We start from the raw sequence: 20769 nt of genomic DNA, 5'->3' as shown, positions 1-20769 counted from the left end.
GGAAAAACCGAATTTATTCATCCAAACAATCGATTATTCCTTCTTTCGCGTTACGTATAGACTGTGTCTATTCTTATGTAATACTATTCACAAAGTAAATATCACTTAAAATCGATAACAGTGTCGTTAATCAATACGACGATAATAGTGAAGTTTAGTCAGAGGTAAATAAATGAGTGACGCAATCCGCGACTTTTTTAAAATGGAATCAGCTGGTGGAATACTGCTCGTTATAGCAGCAGCTGCAGCGATGATTGTCGCAAATACTGGTTTTGGCGACGCATATAATGGAATACTGCATTCCTACATCTTTGGTATGTCTGTTTCGCATTGGATCAATGATGGCTTGATGGCGATATTCTTTCTCCTTATTGGCCTAGAAGTAAAAAGAGAACTTCTTGAAGGCGCATTAAAATCAAAAGAAACGGCTATCTTTCCTGCAATAGCGGCAGTTGGTGGTATGTTGGCACCTGCACTAATTTATGTCCTATTTAACTACGGCGACCCACAAGCTATGCAAGGGTGGGCGATACCTGCTGCGACAGATATTGCGTTTGCACTTGGTATTATGGCGTTGCTTGGTAAACGAGTTCCGGTAGCCCTGAAGGTTTTCTTACTGGCACTGGCTATTATAGATGATCTAGGTGTTGTTGTTATTATCGCCTTATTCTACAGTGGTGATTTATCTACACTAGCCCTGACTATAGGCTTCATCATGACGGGTGTTTTGTTTATGATGAACTCTAAAAACGTAACAAAACTATCGTATTACATTATCGCTGGGCTAATCCTCTGGATAGCAGTATTAAAATCTGGCGTGCACGCAACCTTGGCAGGCGTAGTAATTGGCTTTTCTATACCTCTTAAAGGTAAAGAGGGCGAGCACTCCCCACTTAAGCATCTTGAACACGCATTGCACCCTTATGTAGCGTTTTTAATCTTGCCTATATTCGCTTTCGCGAATGCGGGTATATCGTTGGCTGGTGTATCATTGTCTGGATTAACGTCAATGCTACCGCTGGGTATTGCTTTCGGTCTTTTGGTTGGTAAACCTTTAGGGATATTTAGCTTTAGCTGGATAGCAGTTAAAACTGGTATAGCCAAGTTGCCAGATGGGGTCAATATGAAGCACATATTTGCCGTATCGGTTTTGTGTGGCATCGGTTTTACAATGTCTATTTTTATCTCTTCATTGGCGTTTGTTGGAGTGAGTGCAGATTTTGATACCTACGCTCGCCTAGGGATTTTATTAGGCTCGACAACAGCAGCAGTTATAGGCTATATCCTACTGAGTATTTCATTACCAAAGAAAGCCTAGAAATAACGATTAAAAAAACCTGAACCATTTTTGGTTCAGGTTTTTTTGCCCTGAATTTGCTACCGATATGGTTTTGACATAACGAATTCAATATAAACCTGGTAATTTGATTGGTTAACACTATGGGTATGTTGGCTTAGACACCAATGGTTAGTATATATACGGAAGTGATAAGAACAGTATCGAATGGACAAAAAAAGCCCAATCCAAATTGGTTGGGCGATACAAATATAGGAGTTAATAAGAAAAAGCAGTATGTGGAGTAAAGCAGTATGAATCCAAGTTTAAACCTTCTTAAACTTAACAATGCTCTGTTTACTACAATTAATATGACCAGCCTTCTTAAATTCAGTTCAATTTAATTTCAATTTATTTACAACAAAGTTTTCTGACAAATTATCATAAATGTGATGTTGCGTACTTGTTAATAGTCTGTGATGAATGTATATTTCAAACAGTTGTTTAATACGGTTGATTGAAATGACTCAGAAGAATAAAACAAAAGACAAAATATTAGACGTAGCAGAGAGTCTATTTGCAGAGCAGGGGTTTAACGATACTTCGTTGCGTGCGATTACCAGTAAGGCCAATGTAAATTTGGCTTCGGTTAACTACCACTTTGGCGATAAAAAAACACTGGTGAGAGCCGTTCTAGACAGATATTTGGAAGCTTTCATGCCTTCGGTTGGCGAAGAGTTACTCACTTTGAGTCAAAAGGATAATTATTCTATGGAAGAGGTGTTTTCTTGTTTAAAGAAACCACTGTTGCAACTTAATGATTTACGGCCGCATGGTGCATCTCGTTTTATGTCTTTGGTCGGCAGAGGCTATACCGATGTACAGGGGCACCTAAGATGGTTTATCACGACACGTTATAACGAAGTGTTAACACAATTTACTGATTTGATAGTTAAAGCTAATCCTAATTTGTCAGCGGAAACTTTGTTTTGGCGATTACATTTTACCTTAGGAACTTGTGTGTTCACTATGGCCTCAAGTCAAGCGTTGAGTGAGATAGCTATCAATGATTATGGTCAATCGGTTGATTCGTCGGTAGTGATAAATCAACTAATCCCTTATTTAGCAGCAGGTGTTGCTGCTGAGTAAAGATTGCTAAAAAAACGGATAGTTAAAAAAACAAGACTTAACCAATAACTAACTACTTATTTTTATAATAAAAGTACCTATAGAACAAAAGGATCGGACTATGTGCTCTCTACGTAGAAAATGGGTAAGCGACCCAGCATTTAAAATGTTTAAGAAAGTATTACCACCATTGTCGGACACTGAAAAAGAAGCGATGGAAGCCGGTAGTGTATGGTGGGATGGTGACCTATTTTCTGGCTCTCCTGATTGGCAGAAGCTTCATCATTATCCAAAGCCATCTTTAACAAAGGAAGAGCAGTCTTTTATAGACAATGAGGTTGAAACCTTGTTGGAGATGCTTGATGACCACCAGATTGTGAAGATAGATCGAGATCTTCCAAAAGAGGTCTGGGACTATATTCTTAAGGAACGTTTTTTCTCACTAATTATTTCTAAAGAGTACGGTGGTAGAGAATTTTCTTCTTATGCTAACTCGACGATAGTAACTAAGATTGCGACGCGTAATAACAGTGCTGGCGTAACTGTAATGGTTCCTAACTCTTTAGGTCCTGGTGAGTTGCTTTCTCATTATGGTACGCAAGAGCAAAAGGATTATTGGTTACCTAGGCTTGCAGATGGTCGCGAGATACCTTGTTTCGCTTTAACTGGTCCGGAAGCCGGTTCAGATGCAGGCAGTATTCCTGATATGGGTACGGTGTGTATGGGCATGCACGAAGGCAAAGAAGTGCTCGGTATGCGCATCAGTTGGAATAAACGTTATATTACTTTAGCGCCTGTAGCCACGGTATTAGGCTTAGCTTACAAACTTCAAGACCCTGAAGGGTTACTAGGCGGCGAAGTTGATTTAGGTATTACTTGTGCTCTGATTCCTGCGGATCACCCAGGCGTTGAAATTGGAGAGCGTCACGATCCACTTGGTCTTGCATTCATGAATGGGCCGACTCGTGGGGAAGATGTATTTATACCTATGGACTGGGTTATTGGTGGGCAGGAATACGTTGGTAAAGGTTGGCGTATGTTGGTCGAGTGTTTGTCTGCGGGCCGTGGTATTTCTTTGCCAGCAATGGGTACAGCGACTGGACATCTGACTTCCCGTACGACAGGTGCGTATGCTTATGTACGTAAGCAGTTTGGCTTATCTATCGGTAAGTTTGAAGGTGTAGCGGAAGCAATGGGGCGTATTGGCGGACTAACATATATGTTGGAAGCGACACGTACATTGACGACTACTTCTCTTGATCTTAAAGAAAAGCCAGGCATCGTTACTGCTATCGCTAAGTATCATATGACCGAGTTGGCTCGTAAGTTACTTGATGACTCGATGGATATTCACGCGGGACGCGGTATCCAACAGGGCCCTATGAACTATCTTGCTAATCAGTATATTGGTGCACCTGTTGCTATTACGGTTGAAGGGGCAAATATACTTACGCGTAATCTTATGATCTTTGGTCAAGGGGCAACACGTTGTCACCCATATGTACTAAAAGAGATGGAGGCGGCAGCAAACCCAGATCAAGAGCAAGGTGCAGAAGAGTTTGATGAGTTGTTATTTAAGCATATCGGACATGGTCTAAAAAATACCTTTGGTGCTTTTTCAGCAGGGCTCACTGGGTCTATGTTTATTAAAGCGCATATGAGTGGCCCTACAAAACGTTACTATAAAGATTTGACACGTATTAGCCGTGCATTAGCTCTAAGTGCGGATGTTGCGATGGCAACTCTGGGTGGTGACCTGAAGCGTAAAGAGATGATCTCAGCAAGATTAGGTGATGGTCTCAGTTTCCTTTATATGGCTTCAGCTGTACTGAAAAAGTACGAAGATGAAGGTCGACAACAAAGTGACTTGGTATACGTCGACTATTCTATTCAGCACTGTCTATATAATGCATCTAAGTCCTTACAAGAGGCGTATACAAACTTTCCTAATCGTATTGCGGGCCGTATGTTAAGTGTCCTAGTTTTCCCACTAGGTAATCACTTTAAAAAACCTGCAGATAAATTGTCGGTTAAGATTGCAGAGTCTCTGATGACTCCTGGTGCGCACCGCGACCGTCTAACTCACTTGTGTTATGTAGGTAAGCAAGAAGACGACGCAGTAGGTCTAATGGAGCGTGCATTTATCAAAATGTACGAGATTCGAGGGTTGGAAAGGAAGCTAATTAAGGGTGTTAAAGATGGCAAGGTTATGAGAAAAGGCCTATTACTTGAGCGCTTACAACAAGCACTTGATACAGGTGTGCTAACTCAGAAAGAAGTGGATCAAATTAACGACGCTGAAGCGTTAAGAATTAAAGCGGTTCAAGTTGACCACTTTAGCCATGACTTTACTGAAGTCAGAACTCATAAGCAGTCAGAACCTAAACTAAATAGCGTTGCTTAATACTGTTTAGCTTGCGCTGAGAGAGAAAAGTAAATCTGTATAAGGAAGGCATCTCAATAGAGGTGCCTTTTGTTGTTTTTAACAGAATCAAAGGGAATTGCAGGTATTTTAGACCTTAACTACTCCAACCACTTATAAATTAACAGTAATTTGTAAGAAAATTGATGCGATCTCTTGATTAACCTTTTATTCTAGCCAGAATATTAAGGGCAAAGTTAATATTATCGCCCAAGCCCTACATTAAAGGACGCTGAAAATGATCATCAAACCTAGAATTCGTGGTTTTATTTGTACTACTACACACCCTGTAGGTTGTGAAGCAAACATTAAAGAACAGATTGCTTACACTAAAGCTCAAGGCCCCATTACCAATGCGCCAAAACGTGTATTGGTAGTTGGCTCTTCTAGTGGCTACGGCATGTCTTCTCGAATTACCGCTGCATTTGGTGGCGCAGCTTCAACGATTGGTGTTTTCTTTGAAAAAGCAGGAACTGAAAAGAAAACGGGTACAGCCGGTTATTATAATTCTGCGGCTTTTGAAAAACTTGCCCATGAAGAAGGGTTGTACGCAAAAAGTTTAAATGGTGATGCGTTTTCTAATGAAGCAAAACAAAAAACCATCGATCTTATTAAAGAAGATCTCGGCCAAATTGATATGGTGGTGTATTCACTTGCTTCACCTGTGCGCAAAATGCCAGAAACAGGCGAACTTATCCGTTCGACCCTTAAACCTATTGGCAATACCTACAGTTCCACAGCTGTTGATACCAATAAAGATGTCATTATTGAAGCGAGTGTTGAGCCTGCTAACGAACAAGAAATTAACGACACCATTACCGTAATGGGTGGGCAAGATTGGGAACTTTGGATTAATGCCTTGTCTGATGCTGGTGTATTGGCCGACGGTTGTAAGACTGTTGCATATAGTTATATTGGGACAGAGCTAACCTGGCCTATCTATTGGGATGGTGCGCTTGGTAAAGCGAAAATGGATTTGGATAGAGCGGCTCAGGCACTCAACGAGAAACTGGCTAAGTCTAATGGTAGCGCGAATGTTGCTGTTCTTAAGTCTGTTGTAACTCAAGCAAGTTCAGCTATTCCTGTTATGCCCCTTTATATTGCGATGGTGTTTAAGAAAATGCGCGCAGAAGGTGTTCATGAAGGGTGTATTGAACAGATTCAACGCATGTTTAGCCAACGCTTGTATAAACAAGATGGTACTGCACCTCAGGTTGATGAAAGTAATCGACTGCGCCTAGATGATTGGGAGCTACGTGATGACATTCAAACTTATTGTAGTGAGCTTTGGCCTCAAATCACCACAGATAACCTGAAAGAACTGACAGATTACGTTGAATATAAAGAAGAGTTCTTGAAACTATTTGGTTTCGGTGTTGATGGCGTGGATTATGAAGCGGATGTTAACCCTGCTGTAGAGTTTGATGTCATCGATATCTGATCAAATATTAATTGAAAAGCAGCAATTAAAAAAGCGCTCATTTGAGCGCTTTTTTATACATTAAAGTATTTCTGAAACACTTTTGTTTAGTGTAGGTAGTTACTCAAGCATTCTGCACACAGAATTAACGCAAATGATATCAGCTTAATATAATCAGTAATGTACCAGCAAGTGTCATTAAAATATTGGCTATAGCATAGGTTCCGGCATAACCAAGAGCTGGGATGGTAGAGCGGGCGTATTCGTTAACAATGTCCATTGCGGGTGCGCAGGTCCTTGCGCCGATAATAGCACCGAATAGTAAGGCTCTATTCATCTTAAAGATATACGCACCAACGAGATACGCGAGCACAACGGGGACAACACTGACAATTAAACTGATCAATATAATTTGTAAACCCGTCTGATTCATAAAGGTAAGAAGATTACCACCAGCACTGAGACCTATTCCTGCCATAAAGAACATCAAGCCCAAATCTTTCACCATGTTCAGCGCGCCTTGAGGAACATAGCCGAAAGTAGGGTGGTTAGCTCTTAAGAACCCAAGAGTGATCCCAGCGAGCAAAAGTCCAACGGCATTACCTAAACCAAACGTCACTTGGCCGAATGTCATGGTAACCAAACCAAATAGGATACCCAAAATGAAAAAGCTACAAAAAGCTAATAAGTCGGCCATTTGACTATGTATTGAAATGAAACCAATGCGCTCTGCTAACCCTAAGACCCGACTTTTTTCGCCACTAACTTGAAGGATGTCACCTTTAGCGAGAACGATAGTAAGATCCATCGGCATCTCTATCTGAGCCCGAATTACTCTATTTAAAAAACAGCCATATTCTGAAAGGTTGAGTTCAGACAATTTTTTGCCAGAGATACTGTCGCTCTTAACTACAATCTCTTCTTCCACGATTCGGAGATCTAATAAATTGCGGTCAAATACTTCTTTTCCGTTTCTGAAACTCGGGTCTAATCGAGCGTGGCTGTCAGGATAGCCAACAAGCGCAATCTCATCACCTTCTTGTAAGATAGCATCGCCATCAGGATGGGCGAGTATGCCGTTTCTTCTAATTCTTTCAATGTAGCAACCTGTTTGGCGATATATACCTAGCTCACGAAGGTTTTTTCCGTCGATCCAGTTTATGAGTTCTTGCCCAACACGATAGGCTCTAATAATGGGTAGATAGACTTTTCTGTGAGCAGCATTGCCGATACCACGCTCTTGTGCGATCTGCTCTGCGCTGTCGTGTAAGTCTTGTTTTTGAAGTTTAGGTAGCAACTTGGCGAAAAGTATCATGCTAATTAAACCAACCAGATACGCAAGTGCATAGCCTACGGATAGATTTTGCAGCACTAAGCCCATATCCATATTGCGAGGTAACGTTGCTAAGCCAGAATTCAGAGCATCTTGAGCGCCAACTAAGACAGGCGTTGCCGTCAATGCTCCTGCCATTAAACCGGCTGAGAGACCGTAATCTAATCCGATAAAACGGCTCATAAAATAGGTAAGAGATATAGCAGAAATGAGCACAATTAAACTGAGAAGGAGATAGTGCTTACCATCTCTAAAAAAGATGCCAAAAAAGTTAGGTCCAGCTTCAATACCTACGCAATAGATAAATAGCATGAAACCAATGGTTAATGCTTCGTTTCCAATTGAAAATCCGAGGCTACCCATGACTAGCGCCGTCATCAATACGCCAATAGAGTTCCCTAACTGAAAACTACCAAACCGTATTTTTCCTATAGCTAAGCCGATAGCAAGAACGAGGAATACAAGTAATATTTGGTTTTGGCTGAGGATTAGAGCAACATCAATATTCACAGTTTTTACTCAAAACGTATGGTTTTAATTAGGGAAGTTATTATCGGATTGTATCTGAATAATTATAAAAGATAAGTGTAAATGATGCTTTTTTTGGTTATTAGAATAAATGGATGCCGTTTATAAAGAAAAGAAACAGATATTAGCAAAAAAGCCCTAAAAAGGGCTCTTATTTGTTGTACAGGAGGAGTAAATTACAATCCTAGGTTAGTTCTTGCATACGCTTCAAATTCAGTACAACCACCAATATGGTCTTGATCAACGAAAATTTGAGGGACAGTCTCTACTGGCTTACCCACGGTTTTTTCTAAATCTGCTTTACTAATACCTTCTGCGTGGATATCTACATAGCGATAATTAAAGTCATCACGACTTTCTTTCAATGATTCAGCAAGATCTTTTGCACGAACACAAAATGGGCAAGCAGGTCGACCAAAAATAACAACAAACATAATCTTTCTCCTAATTTTTTATAGGCTAACTATGCCTGATTAGATGAAGAAAATAAAGATGGAATCCCCTTTGAATCTGATAGGTATAATCTATCACTAAAGATTGATGAACTAATTCACATTTGTTTTTAGAAAGTGTTAATTGTTAAATCTTGCATTAAACAAGACAACACAATGTGAACAAATACATAGTTTTACAATTACAATTTAGAGAGTGCATTCGAATTGTACTAAATCAATAAACTCTTTCTCAAACTCTAGCAACCTAGGTTCAGAATTATTGATGGAGGTTTGCATGTTTCAGTTTATGACATCGGCTAAGGTTGTTTTTGGCGAGGGGGCACTTAATTCTTCGCTATCAATTTTCAATCAGTATGGATATAGCGTTCTTCTTGTTACGGGAAAAAGCATGGTTCGCGCAGCACCTATTGTCGGTTACCTGAAAAACCAAAATATGCGTTACCAACATGTATCGATAATTGGTGAACCCAATATAACGATGGTTGAAGAAACGGCGGCGGTAGGCCGGCGCTTTAAACCTGATATGGTTGTGGCTATAGGTGGCGGCAGTGTTATCGATATGGGAAAAGCGCTTTCTGCGATTATTCCAAATCAGGGCGATGTTTACGATTACGTTGAAGTGGTCGGGCGAAGTGTCCCTCTAAAAAGCAAACCAATTCCATTTATTGCCATTCCAACAACAGCGAGCACGGGATCAGAAGTAACGAATAAAGCAGTTTTGAGATCGGGTCAAGATAAGGTAAAAGTAAGCCTTCGTTCATCTGATATTTTACCTGATGTAGCGATCGTTGACCCAACGTTAACCTATGATACCAATCTTGCTATATCTAGCAGAGGTGCTTTAGAAACATTTACTCACCTAATGGAATCCTATGTATGCGGAGAGCCAAATCCATTAACCGATACTATTTGTGAGGAAGGGCTAAGGCGGCTGACAAAAGCGATTATCCCAGGCTGCAAAAGTAACGATTACAAAGCTCGCTCAGATCTCTCATTTGCAGCTATGTTAGGTGGGATGGCAATAAGTAATTCTAACTTGGGCGCCGCTCATGGTTTAGCTTCGTCTCTAGGCGGAAAGATTGAAGCGCCTCATAGTATCATCACCGCAAGACTGGCTCCTTTTGTCATGGATGAAAATATCAAATTGGCTGTTGAGACTGGACGTAGCGATATCCTTAATCGTTACCGAGAAATAGCAAAAATAGTCACTCAAAACACGAATGCCGATTACCCTGACAGCATTGCTTGGATTCAAATGATGTTGGAAAGACTTGAGTTGCCGAATTTAAGTGAATTTGGAATCTGTAAAACGTCGTTTAGTAAAGTGGCTAAAGACGCAATGCAGTCCTCTTCTATTAAAGGTAACCCTTTACCATTAAATGAAGAGCGATTGATTTTTATTCTGCAACAAGTATGTTCATGCGAAGACTTCGGTAATGTAAATAATGATGTTGTGGTAAGCAGTAGTGTAGAGATTGAAGAGGTTGATTTTCAGTCGAGAGAAGAAGTGTGAGTTTAGATTTAGAAACAAGACAAATAACAAATTCGGAGAGTCTATAAAAAAAGGCAAGCACTTAATGTTATAAACCCCACAACAGTGGGGTTTTTAACAAGGGTGAGTACTAAAACTGCGTTATCTTATCGTAACGAGAGTCTTTCAACGCATCTTTTACTCTGCGTAGGTTATCTCTGAAGCCAGAACCGCGTCGGAGTGTAAAACCGGTTGCTAACACGTCGATAACTGTCATCTGTACAACTCGACTTGCCATTGGCATATAGACATCTGTATCTTCAGGCACATCTAATGTAATAGATAGTGATGCTGCTTTATCAAGTGGTGAATCTTTCGATGTTATCGCTATGACAGTAGCACCATTTTCTCGGCCTAGCTTTGCTACTTCTACCATGCTTTTAGTTCGTCCAGTGTGAGAGATAAGCACGATAACGTCGTTGTCGGTGCAGTTGATACAACTCATGCGTTGCATAACAATATCTTCAAAAGAGGCAATAGGGATATTGAAACGAATAAATTTGTTTTGAGCGTCTTTAGCTACGGCTGAAGAGGCCCCAAGACCAAAGAATGAGATTCGTTTGGCTTGAGTCAGAAGATCAACAGCTCTGTTAATTTGAGTTGCGTCTAAGCTATTTTTAGCCACATCTAAACATGCCATTGTGGACTCAAATATCTTGTGAGTATAGGCATCTGGGCCGTCATCTTCTTCTACGTTTCTGTTAACGTAAGGTGTGCCATTTGCGAGGCTTTGAGCAAGATGAAGTTTAAAGTCTGGGAAACCTTTAGTATCTAATCTGCGACAAAAACGATTGACTGTAGGCTCACTTACATCGGCCATCTTAGCGAGCGTTGCAATGCTAGAATGAATTGCTGTTTGTGGTGACGCCATAATAACCTCAGCAACTTTACGTTCCGACTTGCTAAAGTTTTCTAGGCTTTTTTGAATTTTTTCCAGTGTATTCATAATATTATCTAATAGTTAATGCAGCTAAATAAGTGTGTGGCTCGATGCCAATTCAACGTTACAAATTTAAAATATAAAAATGTAAGTCCATCAATAGGCGAGGACTAAAAGCGGTCGTAGATGTAGTAAGTAAAGTCAATTACCACAAACAATGATTGCAACAAGTATAAACCTAACTGGCGGTGAGCTTGAAACAAAAGCGAGTGAAAAGAGGGACTAAATGGCTAATCTATGACAAAGTTCAAACAAAATTTCAGTTTTGGAACCGATGAGATTAGAAAAAGCGCAAAAATTGGTAAATATTTGCGCCTTCCTGATTCAATAGTTACAGGATGCCGAAAAAAATTACAGTTTTGAAAGCTATTTAAGAATTAAATGCGTCAATTTAGTAATTTCTTTCATCAAGGAGCCACTGTTATTAGAAATTTCTCTTTGTTCGTCTAAAACGGACTGGAGAATCTCTTTTGTGGTAAGCGGATTAGCTAACACGACTCGAAATACAATGGTATTCATTTTATCCCATTTGTGCGGGTTAAGTTGGGTCCGCGATACAAATGATTTACCTTCTTCTCGCTGTCGTTTTTGCACATATTTTGTTAAGCCATTTAATAGACGATGCAGTTTTTTCTTCTGATCATTGTCGGCAACCTGAAGCGCTTTAGCCGTTAGAGCTGGGACATATCGATAGGTCAGCAGGCAAAGTTCCGGTTCTGAAATTAGTTCGAAGTCAGTTTGCTCATTTATCAGTTCAGCAAAGTACTTTGCTTTATCTATACTTTGATCGATGAGAAGTTCATACCCTGGGCGGCTTATAATATGCATACTAGAATAGACAAGCATAGCCATCCCAGAACGAGAACCTTCTAATGTGTGGCTACCTAAGTCTTTAGAACCTTTTCTCAGTATATATTCTGCGTGATGTTCAATTGCAGCCATATCATTAGGATTTTTGAATAAAACCATCCCTGCACCCATTGGGATATAGAGTTGTTTATGTGCATCTATAGTTACTGAGTCAGCGAGTTCAATACCATCGAGAAGGCCTCGGTGATTATTTGACATTAGTGTTGCACCACCCCAAGCAGCATCAACGTGGAAGTGACATCCTTCTCGTTGGCTAATTTCGGCTATTTTACGAATAGGATCGATATTGCCCGTTTCGGTTGTGCCAGCAACGCCAATTATTGCAAATGGCTTAATGTTCTTGTGTTTTAATTGAGATATCTTTTCTTCGAGATCATGGATACAAAGCCGACTGTTCTTATCGGTTTTTACCGAAATAAGCGAATCTTGGCCTATTCCTAAGATGTTTGCTGTTTTCTTGAGAGAGTAGTGGCCTCTATCTGAAACCAAAATAGCCAAGCCTTCATAGCCATAATGTTTCATTGCACTATAAAGCCCTTCATTTTCAACACCGTTAAAAGAGTCAGTAGCTTTGAGGGCATTATTACGAGCAACCCAAAGTGCAGTGATATTGGCGATAGTCCCACCAGAACAAAAAGCACCTAGCGAGTGCTTAGCACTATGCATCCATTTGCTATAGAAAGCTTCGTCTTGTTGGTATATCAGTCGATGTAACATGCCTAAAACTTGTCTTTCAAGTGGAGTGAAAGCTTTCGATGTTTCTATCTTCACCAAGTTTTGGTTTAGAGCGATCATGATTTTTGATAGCGGCATTAAAAAGTATGGTAATGCCGAGGTCATATGACCGATAAAACTTGGTGCAGATGTGTGTACTGAATGTGAGACAAGTGTATCCAGTAAATGCTGAGTATGATCAGACACAAATACGGGTGATTCAGGAATCGCGGCTTCAGAGAAATCTTTTTCAATTTCTCGTAATGGTTTTTCTTCAGCTACAATATGCTCGCGCAAAAATTCATTCAAATTTTGCGAGAGTTTTGCTTCTATTCTGGAGAGTGCAGAGCCAGGGGCTTCTGGGATTGTGAAGATTCGAAGCAAGCTTTCAAAACTTACATCTGCTGTTTTGTTTTCCGTTACCATACAAAAGACGTATTTATTATTGTTGACTATTTTGAGTGGCTCAATCTAAACGAAAACGGGAGCAATGTCCCGTTTTAATTATGAGAACTCAATTGTTAAAGATGATGCATTAAGTTTTAATTGATTATATTACAGGCACTTAATGGCTTCGGCGTCAGTGATGGCTTGATTGTATTTGCTCAGTACAGCATCAATTTTATTTGGATGACTTAGCAAGTCTGCAAACGCTGAGCGTAGTTCATAATTCTTAGCATGAGGTTTTGACTGTCTGTCATTAAAGCTCTCCGCCGCCAATTTACCTAATTCGTCATCGTGACCAGCTAGGTTTTTAATATCAATTTGTTCTAGTTGTAACCATGCTTCTACCGGCTGTTCAGTTGCTACTTTGCTAGTATCTTCTTGAAGATAATAGTGAACCGCACCTCTATTTAATTCGAAGTGATTTTTACGACCATTGTAGAACCAAGCACCAACTTCTTCTAAATCCGGATATTGCTGTGTAGTCAGTTCAATAAGATCTTGATACCAGGTTAAAGATGCGTCGATGTATGCATCATATTTGCCTGAAAGGCATTGTGTATCGGCAGCGTGAGACATTGTTGAGGCGCTACATAATAGGGCTGCGATGAGAAAGCGTTTCATTTACGTTCCTTCGTCATGTTCTTAGGCGATTAAATTACCCGCAAAATTAGCGGGAATAAACGGGTTTAACTTAAGTAATAAAGTTTACACTAATGTAGCAACAAGTAACATCTCATTAACTGCTTAGAAGAGAGCTCGTAATCACATTTTTCGTTTAGCCACTTAGTGAAACGAAAAATAGCATAAAAACGGGTACTAGTAAGCTCAGAATAAAACCGCTGACAATAGCGATAGGCACGCAACGAACACCACCTGATGTTTGAATTACTGGCAGTGTAAAATCCATTGCTGTAGCCCCAGCATAGCCAATAGCCGTACAAGGCCTTCTCTGAATTAACATGGGGATCATAACTAATGCAACGAGTTCTCTTAATAATTCAATCATGAAAGATGCGCCACCATATACCGGGCCAAATGCATCGCCCATCAATATGCCTGACAGTGAATACCATCCAAAACCAGAGGCCATGGCTAATCCACGAGTGAGTGGGATTTCTAACCATAGAGCCGCGAGCAATCCTCCTATCCAAGAAGTAACGACTATAACCACTGCGATGATCATTCCGTGCTTATTGAGTAAAATCTGTTTGAGCGTTAGGCCGCTGTTTCTGAGTTGAACACCTATAAGAAATAATAGAAAGAACAATATCCATTCGCTGGCGCTTTCTACCCAACTTAGGTCGAGGCTTAGCAACAAACCGATAACCAAACCAGAACCTACGACCAAAATAAGCTTCACAGATTCCATAGCCATAGATGACAGTGGTAGCTTTTTTTGACTGTTCAGTTTTGAGCGGAAGTAGTTTGTCTACTAATGGCAGCGCTAATAAATTGCAGATAGCCATCAAAACAAAGAAGGTTGATGTGTACTTTAAAATCGTTTGTAAATTAGAACCAAGATTATCTAATGCCGCTAAACTAAGCCCCATCAGAAAGAGGATTACGTATACCAGCCTCGCGGTATAGACGTTGATTTGGTCTAGTATTTTTATATTGGATATAGAAAATAGGTACCCCACAACGAGTGGAGCAAAGATAAAAATCATCCCTGAAAACATGTTAGAACCTGTGTGAGTTGTGCCTATAGGCCTGTCGCATTCATAACATCCGCAATGCGAGTGTTAAATTCATTAGTAGAGAGGTTACTCAATTCATACATCGCTTGTGCTCCTGCAATGTTAATTTCTACATGATGATCATCAATAGCTTCATCGTGCTTTCTAAACATGAGTAAATGGTGAGCGATTCGAGCAATATCTAAATAGCTGATCTCTTTTTTTCCGTCTGACTTTCTTTGTTGGTTGCGACTTCAAGAAAGTCTTTATCAAACATCCAGTGTTTTAGGACTAACTCGCTAGTGATTGGACATCGAGACTCAAAGATATGCATGGCTAAGTTTTCATCTAAATAATTGCCGTTGTCTAAATAGTAGTGGTATTCACTCACTAGACAAAAAAGTCCAATGTCGGCGAGTAACCCCACTAGCAGAGCTTTATCTGGCTCTAGATAGTCGTAATCATCGGGTTGATAACTCTGGATTTCTTGAGTGACAAGCAGCATTGTTGCAGCAAGTTCTCTCGAGGTCGCAGCGCTGTTAATCAATATTTTTTGGCAATGTTTTGAAAGGTTAGAGCTGTGTTTTAATTGTTCTATTGATTGGGCAGTAACAATATCACGAACTCTGTAGATGCCGAGTCTGGAGACGGCAGTTTGTATATCTGTACAGATAATATTTCGTCTGTTGAAGATAACAGAATTTGCCACGCGTATCACAACCGCAGCCAAACTAGGATCATCGATCAACGATTCTGCGATATCGAATACGCCAGTTTCTTCTTGTGAACTTAATTGTTGAATCTTAAGCACCACCTCGGGAATAGGTGGTAGGGTAATTCTTCCGGTTTGAATCGATTGCTCAACCAATTGAGCAAACTCAGATTCTAATCCGTCTAAAAGGGCCGCCTTATTTTCAGGTAGCCAAAAAAAGATAAATGATTCATGAAGTTCGTCCTGTTTACTTGAGACTAATCTTACATGCGCTTGCACTTCTCTACCAGCCACATATTCAAATAATTGAATCATTATTAAGGACAGCGTTACCGATGTGGGCTTTTAAAAAGAGGAAATGCAGTAAAAGATAAATAGATCTTTAATTGCGTTCAAAAAACCTGACTTTGCGTGAACTTACTCGTAGAACAAGCTTAATCATACTTAGATGACTCTTGAGAATTAAACCAGCAAGAGTTGGACGTAGTATTATGAAGGCGGTACCTATTCTAATAAATACGTTTATACCATTTAAAAATTCACATCGTCTTTGAAGGCCTTGATGTTTGCATACGTAAAATTGTAAATGATGAGGTTAAACATGAATAATTCAGAGTTTTATAGTTACGCAAAAAAATTTGGTGATTATCAAAAACACTCGATGTTTGGAGGGATAGGGTTATTTCTCGAAGATGCGATGTTTGTTCTTATCACTGATGACTCATTATATTTAAGGGGAGGGAAGCTTTTAGATTCGGAACTTAGTTTTTGGGGTGCGAACGATACCGCCATGTTAAAAAACAAACTGTCGTGACAGTTAATTACTACAATATTTCGAAACTATTCAATCAAAACCATACACAGCTAGATAGCCTGATTAACCAGTCTATCCATATATCAATTGAGGATCGGCTATCTCGAAAATCTGCAGATAGTCGACGACTTCGAGATTTACCTAACATGAGATTGACTTTAGAAAGAATGGTAAAAAAATCCGGTATAGTAGATGTACATACGTTTATGGAATGCGGTGCTGTTGAGGTTTATCGGAAAGTTCAGTGCAAATACGGAGATAAGACGGATATTAGTCTGTTATGGAAATTTGCAGGTGCAGTAGAAGGTATCCACTGGAAACTGCTAACGGAAACAACAAAAAACGAGCTGAGGCGTTCATCTAATTTAGCATAATTATACGTTTAAGGCTTTTATTGATTAAAAACCTAGTTATGGCTAGGTTTTTTTCATTCTATTGATAACAAAGAGCACTTTTACTGGAACTAGAGCTAACATTAACTATATGATTAATGGAAGTATGCATAATGAAATAGAAAAATTATAGATTTGCCAATAACCATGGATTGGGAGAACAAGACTTAGTGTTCGATTATTTTTTACGTAGGATGATGTTGGTTATTCCGACCTTTATAGGAATTACTATCCTCATATTTGCTATTACTCGCTTAGTTCCTGGTGGGCCAGTTGAGCGAATTCTTTCTAGTATCCAATTCAATAGTAGTGAAACTGCAGTCAGTAATGACGTAGGCGCTAGCTCGGCACTTTCTGAAGATCAGATCGCACAACTCAACGCTTTTTATGGACTAGATAAACCAGTTGTAGAAGCGTATTGGGAATGGCTCACTAAGATAATGTCTCTCGACTTTGGTGAGTCAACGCGCTATTACGAGCCAGTAACAGACATGATTGCTGAACGATTACCCGTCTCGTTGTTTTATGGTGGAATGACATTTTTTATCGCTTATTTCATATCTATTCCATTGGGGTATTTTAAAGCCCTTAAGCACGGTTCCGTGTTCGACTCTCTCTCTTCGATTGCAATTTTTATCGGTTACGCCTTACCTGGTTATGTCGTCGGTGTGCTTTTGATTACCTGGTTTGCCTACCATTTGGAATGGTTTCCAATGGGTGGGTTTGTTGGTGACGATTTTGATGATTATGAGACGTTTTATGAACAAGCACGAGATGTTTTATGGCATGCAGTTTTACCACTCATCTGTTATCTGATTGGCGATTTCGCAACGCTGACGATGACAATGAAAAATAACCTGATGGAAAATTTGTCAGCGGATTATATTCGAACAGCGATAGCGAAGGGTTTGCCATTTAGGCAAGCCGTTCGTAAACACGCATTGAGAAATAGCCTAATACCAATAGCAAGTCACTTTGGAAATTCGTTGCTATTTTTCATGACAGGGTCTTTCTTGATTGAGGTTATTTTTGATATTAACGGAATAGGACTTCTTGGTTATGAATCTATTGTAGAGAGAGACTATCCCGTCGTTATGGGTATTGTAGCCATAAATGCGACGATGCTTTTGGTCGGTAATATTCTTTCAGATATGTGCGTCGCCCTTGTCGACCCACGAGTGAAGTTTGGGCAATGACATGAAAATTAAAATAGATCCTCTAACTCAAAGAAAGATAAAACGTTTTAAAGAGATCAAACGTGGGTACTGGTCATTTATTATTTTATCTACTCTTTTGTTGCTATCAATAATTGCGGAATTATTTGTCAACAGCAAAGCGCTGGTCGTGAGTTATCAAGGTGAATATTACTTTCCCGTATTGTCAGATGTGATACCCGGTACTGAATACGGTCTCGATTACCTTTCAGAGACGAACTACAGAGAATTAAAACAAAAATTTTCTGAAGAAGAGAGCGGTGATTTCGTCTTTTTACCAATAATACCTTGGAATCCATACGAACAAGATTTTAGTAGTGGCTATCCACCTACAGCACCAGATGCAAAAAACAAACACTACTTGGGCACAGACATTATTGGTCGTGATATTTTGGCTCGCCTAGTGTATGGCTTTCGAATTGCGATGGGGTTTGCTGTAATCACAATGGTCATTTCATACATAATAGGCACTGCGGTTGGTTGTGCGATGGGCTTTTGGGGTGGAAAATTTGACCTCATTTTTCAACGAGTGATCGAAGTTTGGTCTATGGTGCCATTCTTGTACGTTATTATGATATTGGTTTCGATTATTCAACCTACTTTTACTTTGTTTGTGTTTATCAATGTTCTGTTTGGTTGGATGGGCATGACTTGGTACATGAGGACGATGACTTATAAAGAGTCCGCAAGAGAATATGTGCTGGCCGCTAGAGCATTAGGTGCATCAACCGCTCGTATTCTTTTTAAGCATATTTTGCCGAATACAATGGTGATGATAGTTACGTTAGCACCGTTTACTATTGCAGGAAATATTACGGCCCTGACCGCGTTGGACTATTTAGGGCTCGGTTTAATGCCTCCAACCCCCTCATGGGGAGAATTGTTGCAGCAAGGTAAGTCCAATCTGGATTCTCCTTGGATTGTAATGTCTGTCGTCACTTCAATCGTTTTAGTCTTAGTTATGGTGACATTTATCGGCGAAGCAGTTCGCGCAGCTTTTGATCCAAAGAAATTTACACGATACAGCTAAATGTAACGTACACAAGGATGTATATATGAGAATAAATAAAACTCTAACGGCGGTGATTCTGTCGGGTTGTTCTTTTTTTGGTTGGGCAGATCAACCTTTGCCAGCCAACTTAACGTGGGAAACCAACGTAGATGAGCCACTTTTCGCTTCTGATAAGGCAGAGTTTGGCGGTACGTTTCGTACATCTATTTCCAGCTTTCCACAAACGTTTCGAACGGTTGGGCCTGATGCCAACGGTTCTTTTCGAGCTTGGTTGCTCGATGCGCATCCTGCGCTGGTTAGCAAGCATCCAAACACGGATGAATGGATTCCAGATCTTGCTACTGAATGGGCATTTAGCGAAGACCACAAAACGGTATTTTTTAGGTTAAACCCTAAAGCGAAGTGGTCTGATGGTGAGCCTGTAACAGCAGATGATTTTACTTATGTACTGACCCTAATGCGCTCAAAAGATATCGTTGCTCCTTGGTATAACACCTATTACACAACGGTTTTAAAAGATGTAGTTAAATATGATCAATATACTATTTCGGTTACTTTATCCGAAGCTAAAGACAAAAAAGATCTTTTAGAGAGCACCAATATGGCGCCAAGACCAAAACATTTCTACAAGCCAGATACGGATGAAAATAGTGATGGTGTAGATGATAATTTTGTCAAAAAATATAACTTTAAAGCAGAGCCAACTACATGGGCTTATGCAATAGATAAGGTCAAAAAAGGGCGTTCTATAACGTTCAAACATGTCGGCGAAGATTGGTGGGGATATAGTAACCCTTACTATAAAAATCGCTATAACGTTGAAAAAATCAGAGTTCAGGTTATTAGAGACGATGATATTGCGAGAAAACACTTTGAAAAAGGTGACTTAGATTCCTATCACTTGGTTCGTCCTACTCTATGGCATGAAAAATCTAACGGAAAAATTTATCAAAAAGGGTATGTGCAAAAGTTTTGGGGGTTCAATCAAGTACCTCAAGGGGCCGGAGGTATGTGGCTCAATACAGCAAAGCCTAATTTGGATGATATTAATGTTCGTAAAGGTATTGCACATGCTACCGATTTTGACGGTATGATTGAAAATGTACTTCGCGGTGATTATTCACGTCAGCCTAATGGAATGGGGGTTGGCCAAGAAAAATTCACCAATGAGTCGATAACAGCCCCTAAATTTGAGCCTGCACTTGCAGCTGAATATTTTGATAAAGCTGGTTTTAGCCAAATGGGTCCAGATGGTATTAGAGTAAATGATAAAGGCGAAAAACTGACGTTCGCTATTACGTATTCAGCGAGATTTCATACACCTAGACTTGCTTATTTAAAGGAGCAGGCGAAGCTAGCAGGCTTAGAATTTACGTTGAACCTTATAGACGGTTCCTCTGCGTTTAAATACGTTAGTGAGAAAAAACACGAAATTTCTTTCCACGGTATGGGGTCCGGATCTCAGCCGCATTATTGGGAATACTTGCATTCAGCGAACGCAAATAAGCCACAAACAAATAATTTTACCAACTACAGTACCCCTGAGTTAGATAAACTTATCATGGAGTTTCGTTCTGAATTTAGCCGAGAAAAACGCGAAGATCTTTCTCGAACTATTCAGAAAATAGTCGATGATGCGAGTATTATTATTCCGGGTTACATGGTGCCATATACACGTAGTGCACATTGGCGTTGGATGAAATTTCCTGAGCAGCCTATGACGAAAAAAACAGAGAGTCTGTTTAGTACAGGAGCGCCTTCAGATCTAGGAACTTATTGGATTGATCAGGATGCCAAGAAAGAGACATTATCCGAGATGAAGAAAGGCACAGCGTATGAGCCTGTTACCATTATTAACGACACCTACAAGTTTTAACAAACCAGA

13 protein-coding genes and 3 pseudogenes are annotated in these 20769 nt (G+C 39.9%); 9 read left to right on the top strand and 7 right to left on the bottom strand.

Going from position 1 to position 20769, the window contains the following annotated elements:
• Positions 1–172 precede the first annotated feature (172 nt).
• The 4 genes from nhaA to fabV all read left to right on the top strand — a co-directional run bounded on the left by nhaA (position 173) and on the right by fabV (position 6267).
• Positions 173–1318 carry a Na+/H+ antiporter NhaA gene (gene nhaA, locus PGX00_RS10060; RefSeq protein WP_272135801.1) on the top strand — a complete coding sequence of 382 codons (1146 nt, stop codon included), beginning with the start codon at positions 173–175 and terminating at the stop codon, positions 1316–1318.
• Positions 1319–1789: 471 nt separating this feature from the next.
• Positions 1790–2425, top strand: coding sequence for a TetR/AcrR family transcriptional regulator (locus PGX00_RS10055; protein ID WP_272138019.1), 636 nt, complete (start codon positions 1790–1792; stop codon positions 2423–2425).
• 100 nt (positions 2426–2525) lie between these two features.
• The gene (locus tag PGX00_RS10050) at positions 2526–4808 is read left to right on the top strand and encodes an acyl-CoA dehydrogenase (RefSeq protein WP_272135798.1); all 2283 of its coding nucleotides are present in this window, start codon (positions 2526–2528) and stop codon (positions 4806–4808) included.
• Between the two features lie 256 nt (positions 4809–5064).
• On the top strand, positions 5065–6267 hold the full coding sequence (gene fabV, locus PGX00_RS10045; RefSeq protein WP_272135795.1) for an enoyl-ACP reductase FabV: 1203 nt from the start codon (positions 5065–5067) through the stop codon (positions 6265–6267).
• Between the two features lie 139 nt (positions 6268–6406).
• Here the strand turns inward: fabV and PGX00_RS10040 are convergent, their stop codons facing one another.
• On the bottom strand, positions 6407–8089 hold the full coding sequence (locus PGX00_RS10040; RefSeq protein ID WP_272135793.1) for an aspartate:alanine antiporter: 1683 nt from the start codon (positions 8087–8089) through the stop codon (positions 6407–6409).
• A 194-nt stretch (positions 8090–8283) separates the two neighbouring features.
• Complete coding sequence (locus tag PGX00_RS10035; RefSeq protein ID WP_272135791.1) at positions 8284–8541, bottom strand: GrxA family glutaredoxin; 258 nt, start codon at positions 8539–8541, stop codon at positions 8284–8286.
• Between the two features lie 295 nt (positions 8542–8836).
• On the opposite strand from PGX00_RS10035, the gene PGX00_RS10030 reads away from it, so the two are divergent.
• Positions 8837–10075, top strand: coding sequence for an iron-containing alcohol dehydrogenase (locus tag PGX00_RS10030; protein WP_272135789.1), 1239 nt, complete (start codon positions 8837–8839; stop codon positions 10073–10075).
• Between the two features lie 109 nt (positions 10076–10184).
• On the opposite strand, the gene PGX00_RS10025 is transcribed toward PGX00_RS10030, so the two are convergent.
• The 5 genes and pseudogenes from PGX00_RS10025 to PGX00_RS10005 form a co-directional block, all read right to left on the bottom strand.
• Positions 10185–11039, bottom strand: a complete 855-nt coding sequence (locus PGX00_RS10025) for a MurR/RpiR family transcriptional regulator (protein ID WP_272135787.1) — start codon at positions 11037–11039, stop codon at positions 10185–10187.
• Positions 11040–11399: 360 nt separating this feature from the next.
• Entirely contained in the window at positions 11400–13043 is a 1644-nt protein-coding gene (gene panP, locus PGX00_RS10020) for a pyridoxal-dependent aspartate 1-decarboxylase PanP (protein ID WP_272135785.1), read from the bottom strand.
• 129 nt (positions 13044–13172) lie between these two features.
• Entirely contained in the window at positions 13173–13685 is a 513-nt protein-coding gene (locus PGX00_RS10015) for a hypothetical protein (protein ID WP_272135783.1), read from the bottom strand.
• Positions 13686–13839: 154 nt separating this feature from the next.
• Positions 13840–14743, bottom strand: a pseudogene (locus PGX00_RS10010) (lysine exporter LysO family protein).
• Positions 14744–14766: 23 nt separating this feature from the next.
• A pseudogene (locus tag PGX00_RS10005) lies at positions 14767–15685 on the bottom strand (HDOD domain-containing protein).
• Positions 15686–16053: 368 nt separating this feature from the next.
• Between PGX00_RS10005 and PGX00_RS10000 the strand changes: the two are divergent.
• The 4 genes and pseudogenes from PGX00_RS10000 (at position 16054) to PGX00_RS09985 (ending at position 20760) form a co-directional block, all read left to right on the top strand.
• Positions 16054–16640: pseudogene (locus tag PGX00_RS10000) on the top strand (TfoX/Sxy family DNA transformation protein).
• A gap of 188 nt (positions 16641–16828) precedes the next feature.
• Positions 16829–17854, top strand: coding sequence for an ABC transporter permease subunit (locus tag PGX00_RS09995; RefSeq protein WP_272135781.1), 1026 nt, complete (start codon positions 16829–16831; stop codon positions 17852–17854).
• Between the two features lies 1 nt (position 17855).
• Entirely contained in the window at positions 17856–18902 is a 1047-nt protein-coding gene (locus PGX00_RS09990; protein ID WP_272135779.1) for an ABC transporter permease, read from the top strand.
• Between the two features lie 25 nt (positions 18903–18927).
• A complete protein-coding gene (locus PGX00_RS09985; protein ID WP_272135777.1) occupies positions 18928–20760 on the top strand; it encodes an extracellular solute-binding protein in 1833 nt (610 codons plus the stop codon).
• The last annotated feature ends 9 nt before the right edge of the window (positions 20761–20769 follow it).

This window comes from Vibrio algarum (genome assembly GCF_028204155.1).
GTDB classification, from domain to species: Bacteria; Pseudomonadota; Gammaproteobacteria; order Enterobacterales; family Vibrionaceae; genus Vibrio; species Vibrio algarum.
The sequence above is the reverse complement of the archived record's forward strand: the minus strand, read 5'-3'. Positions and strand labels throughout refer to the sequence as shown.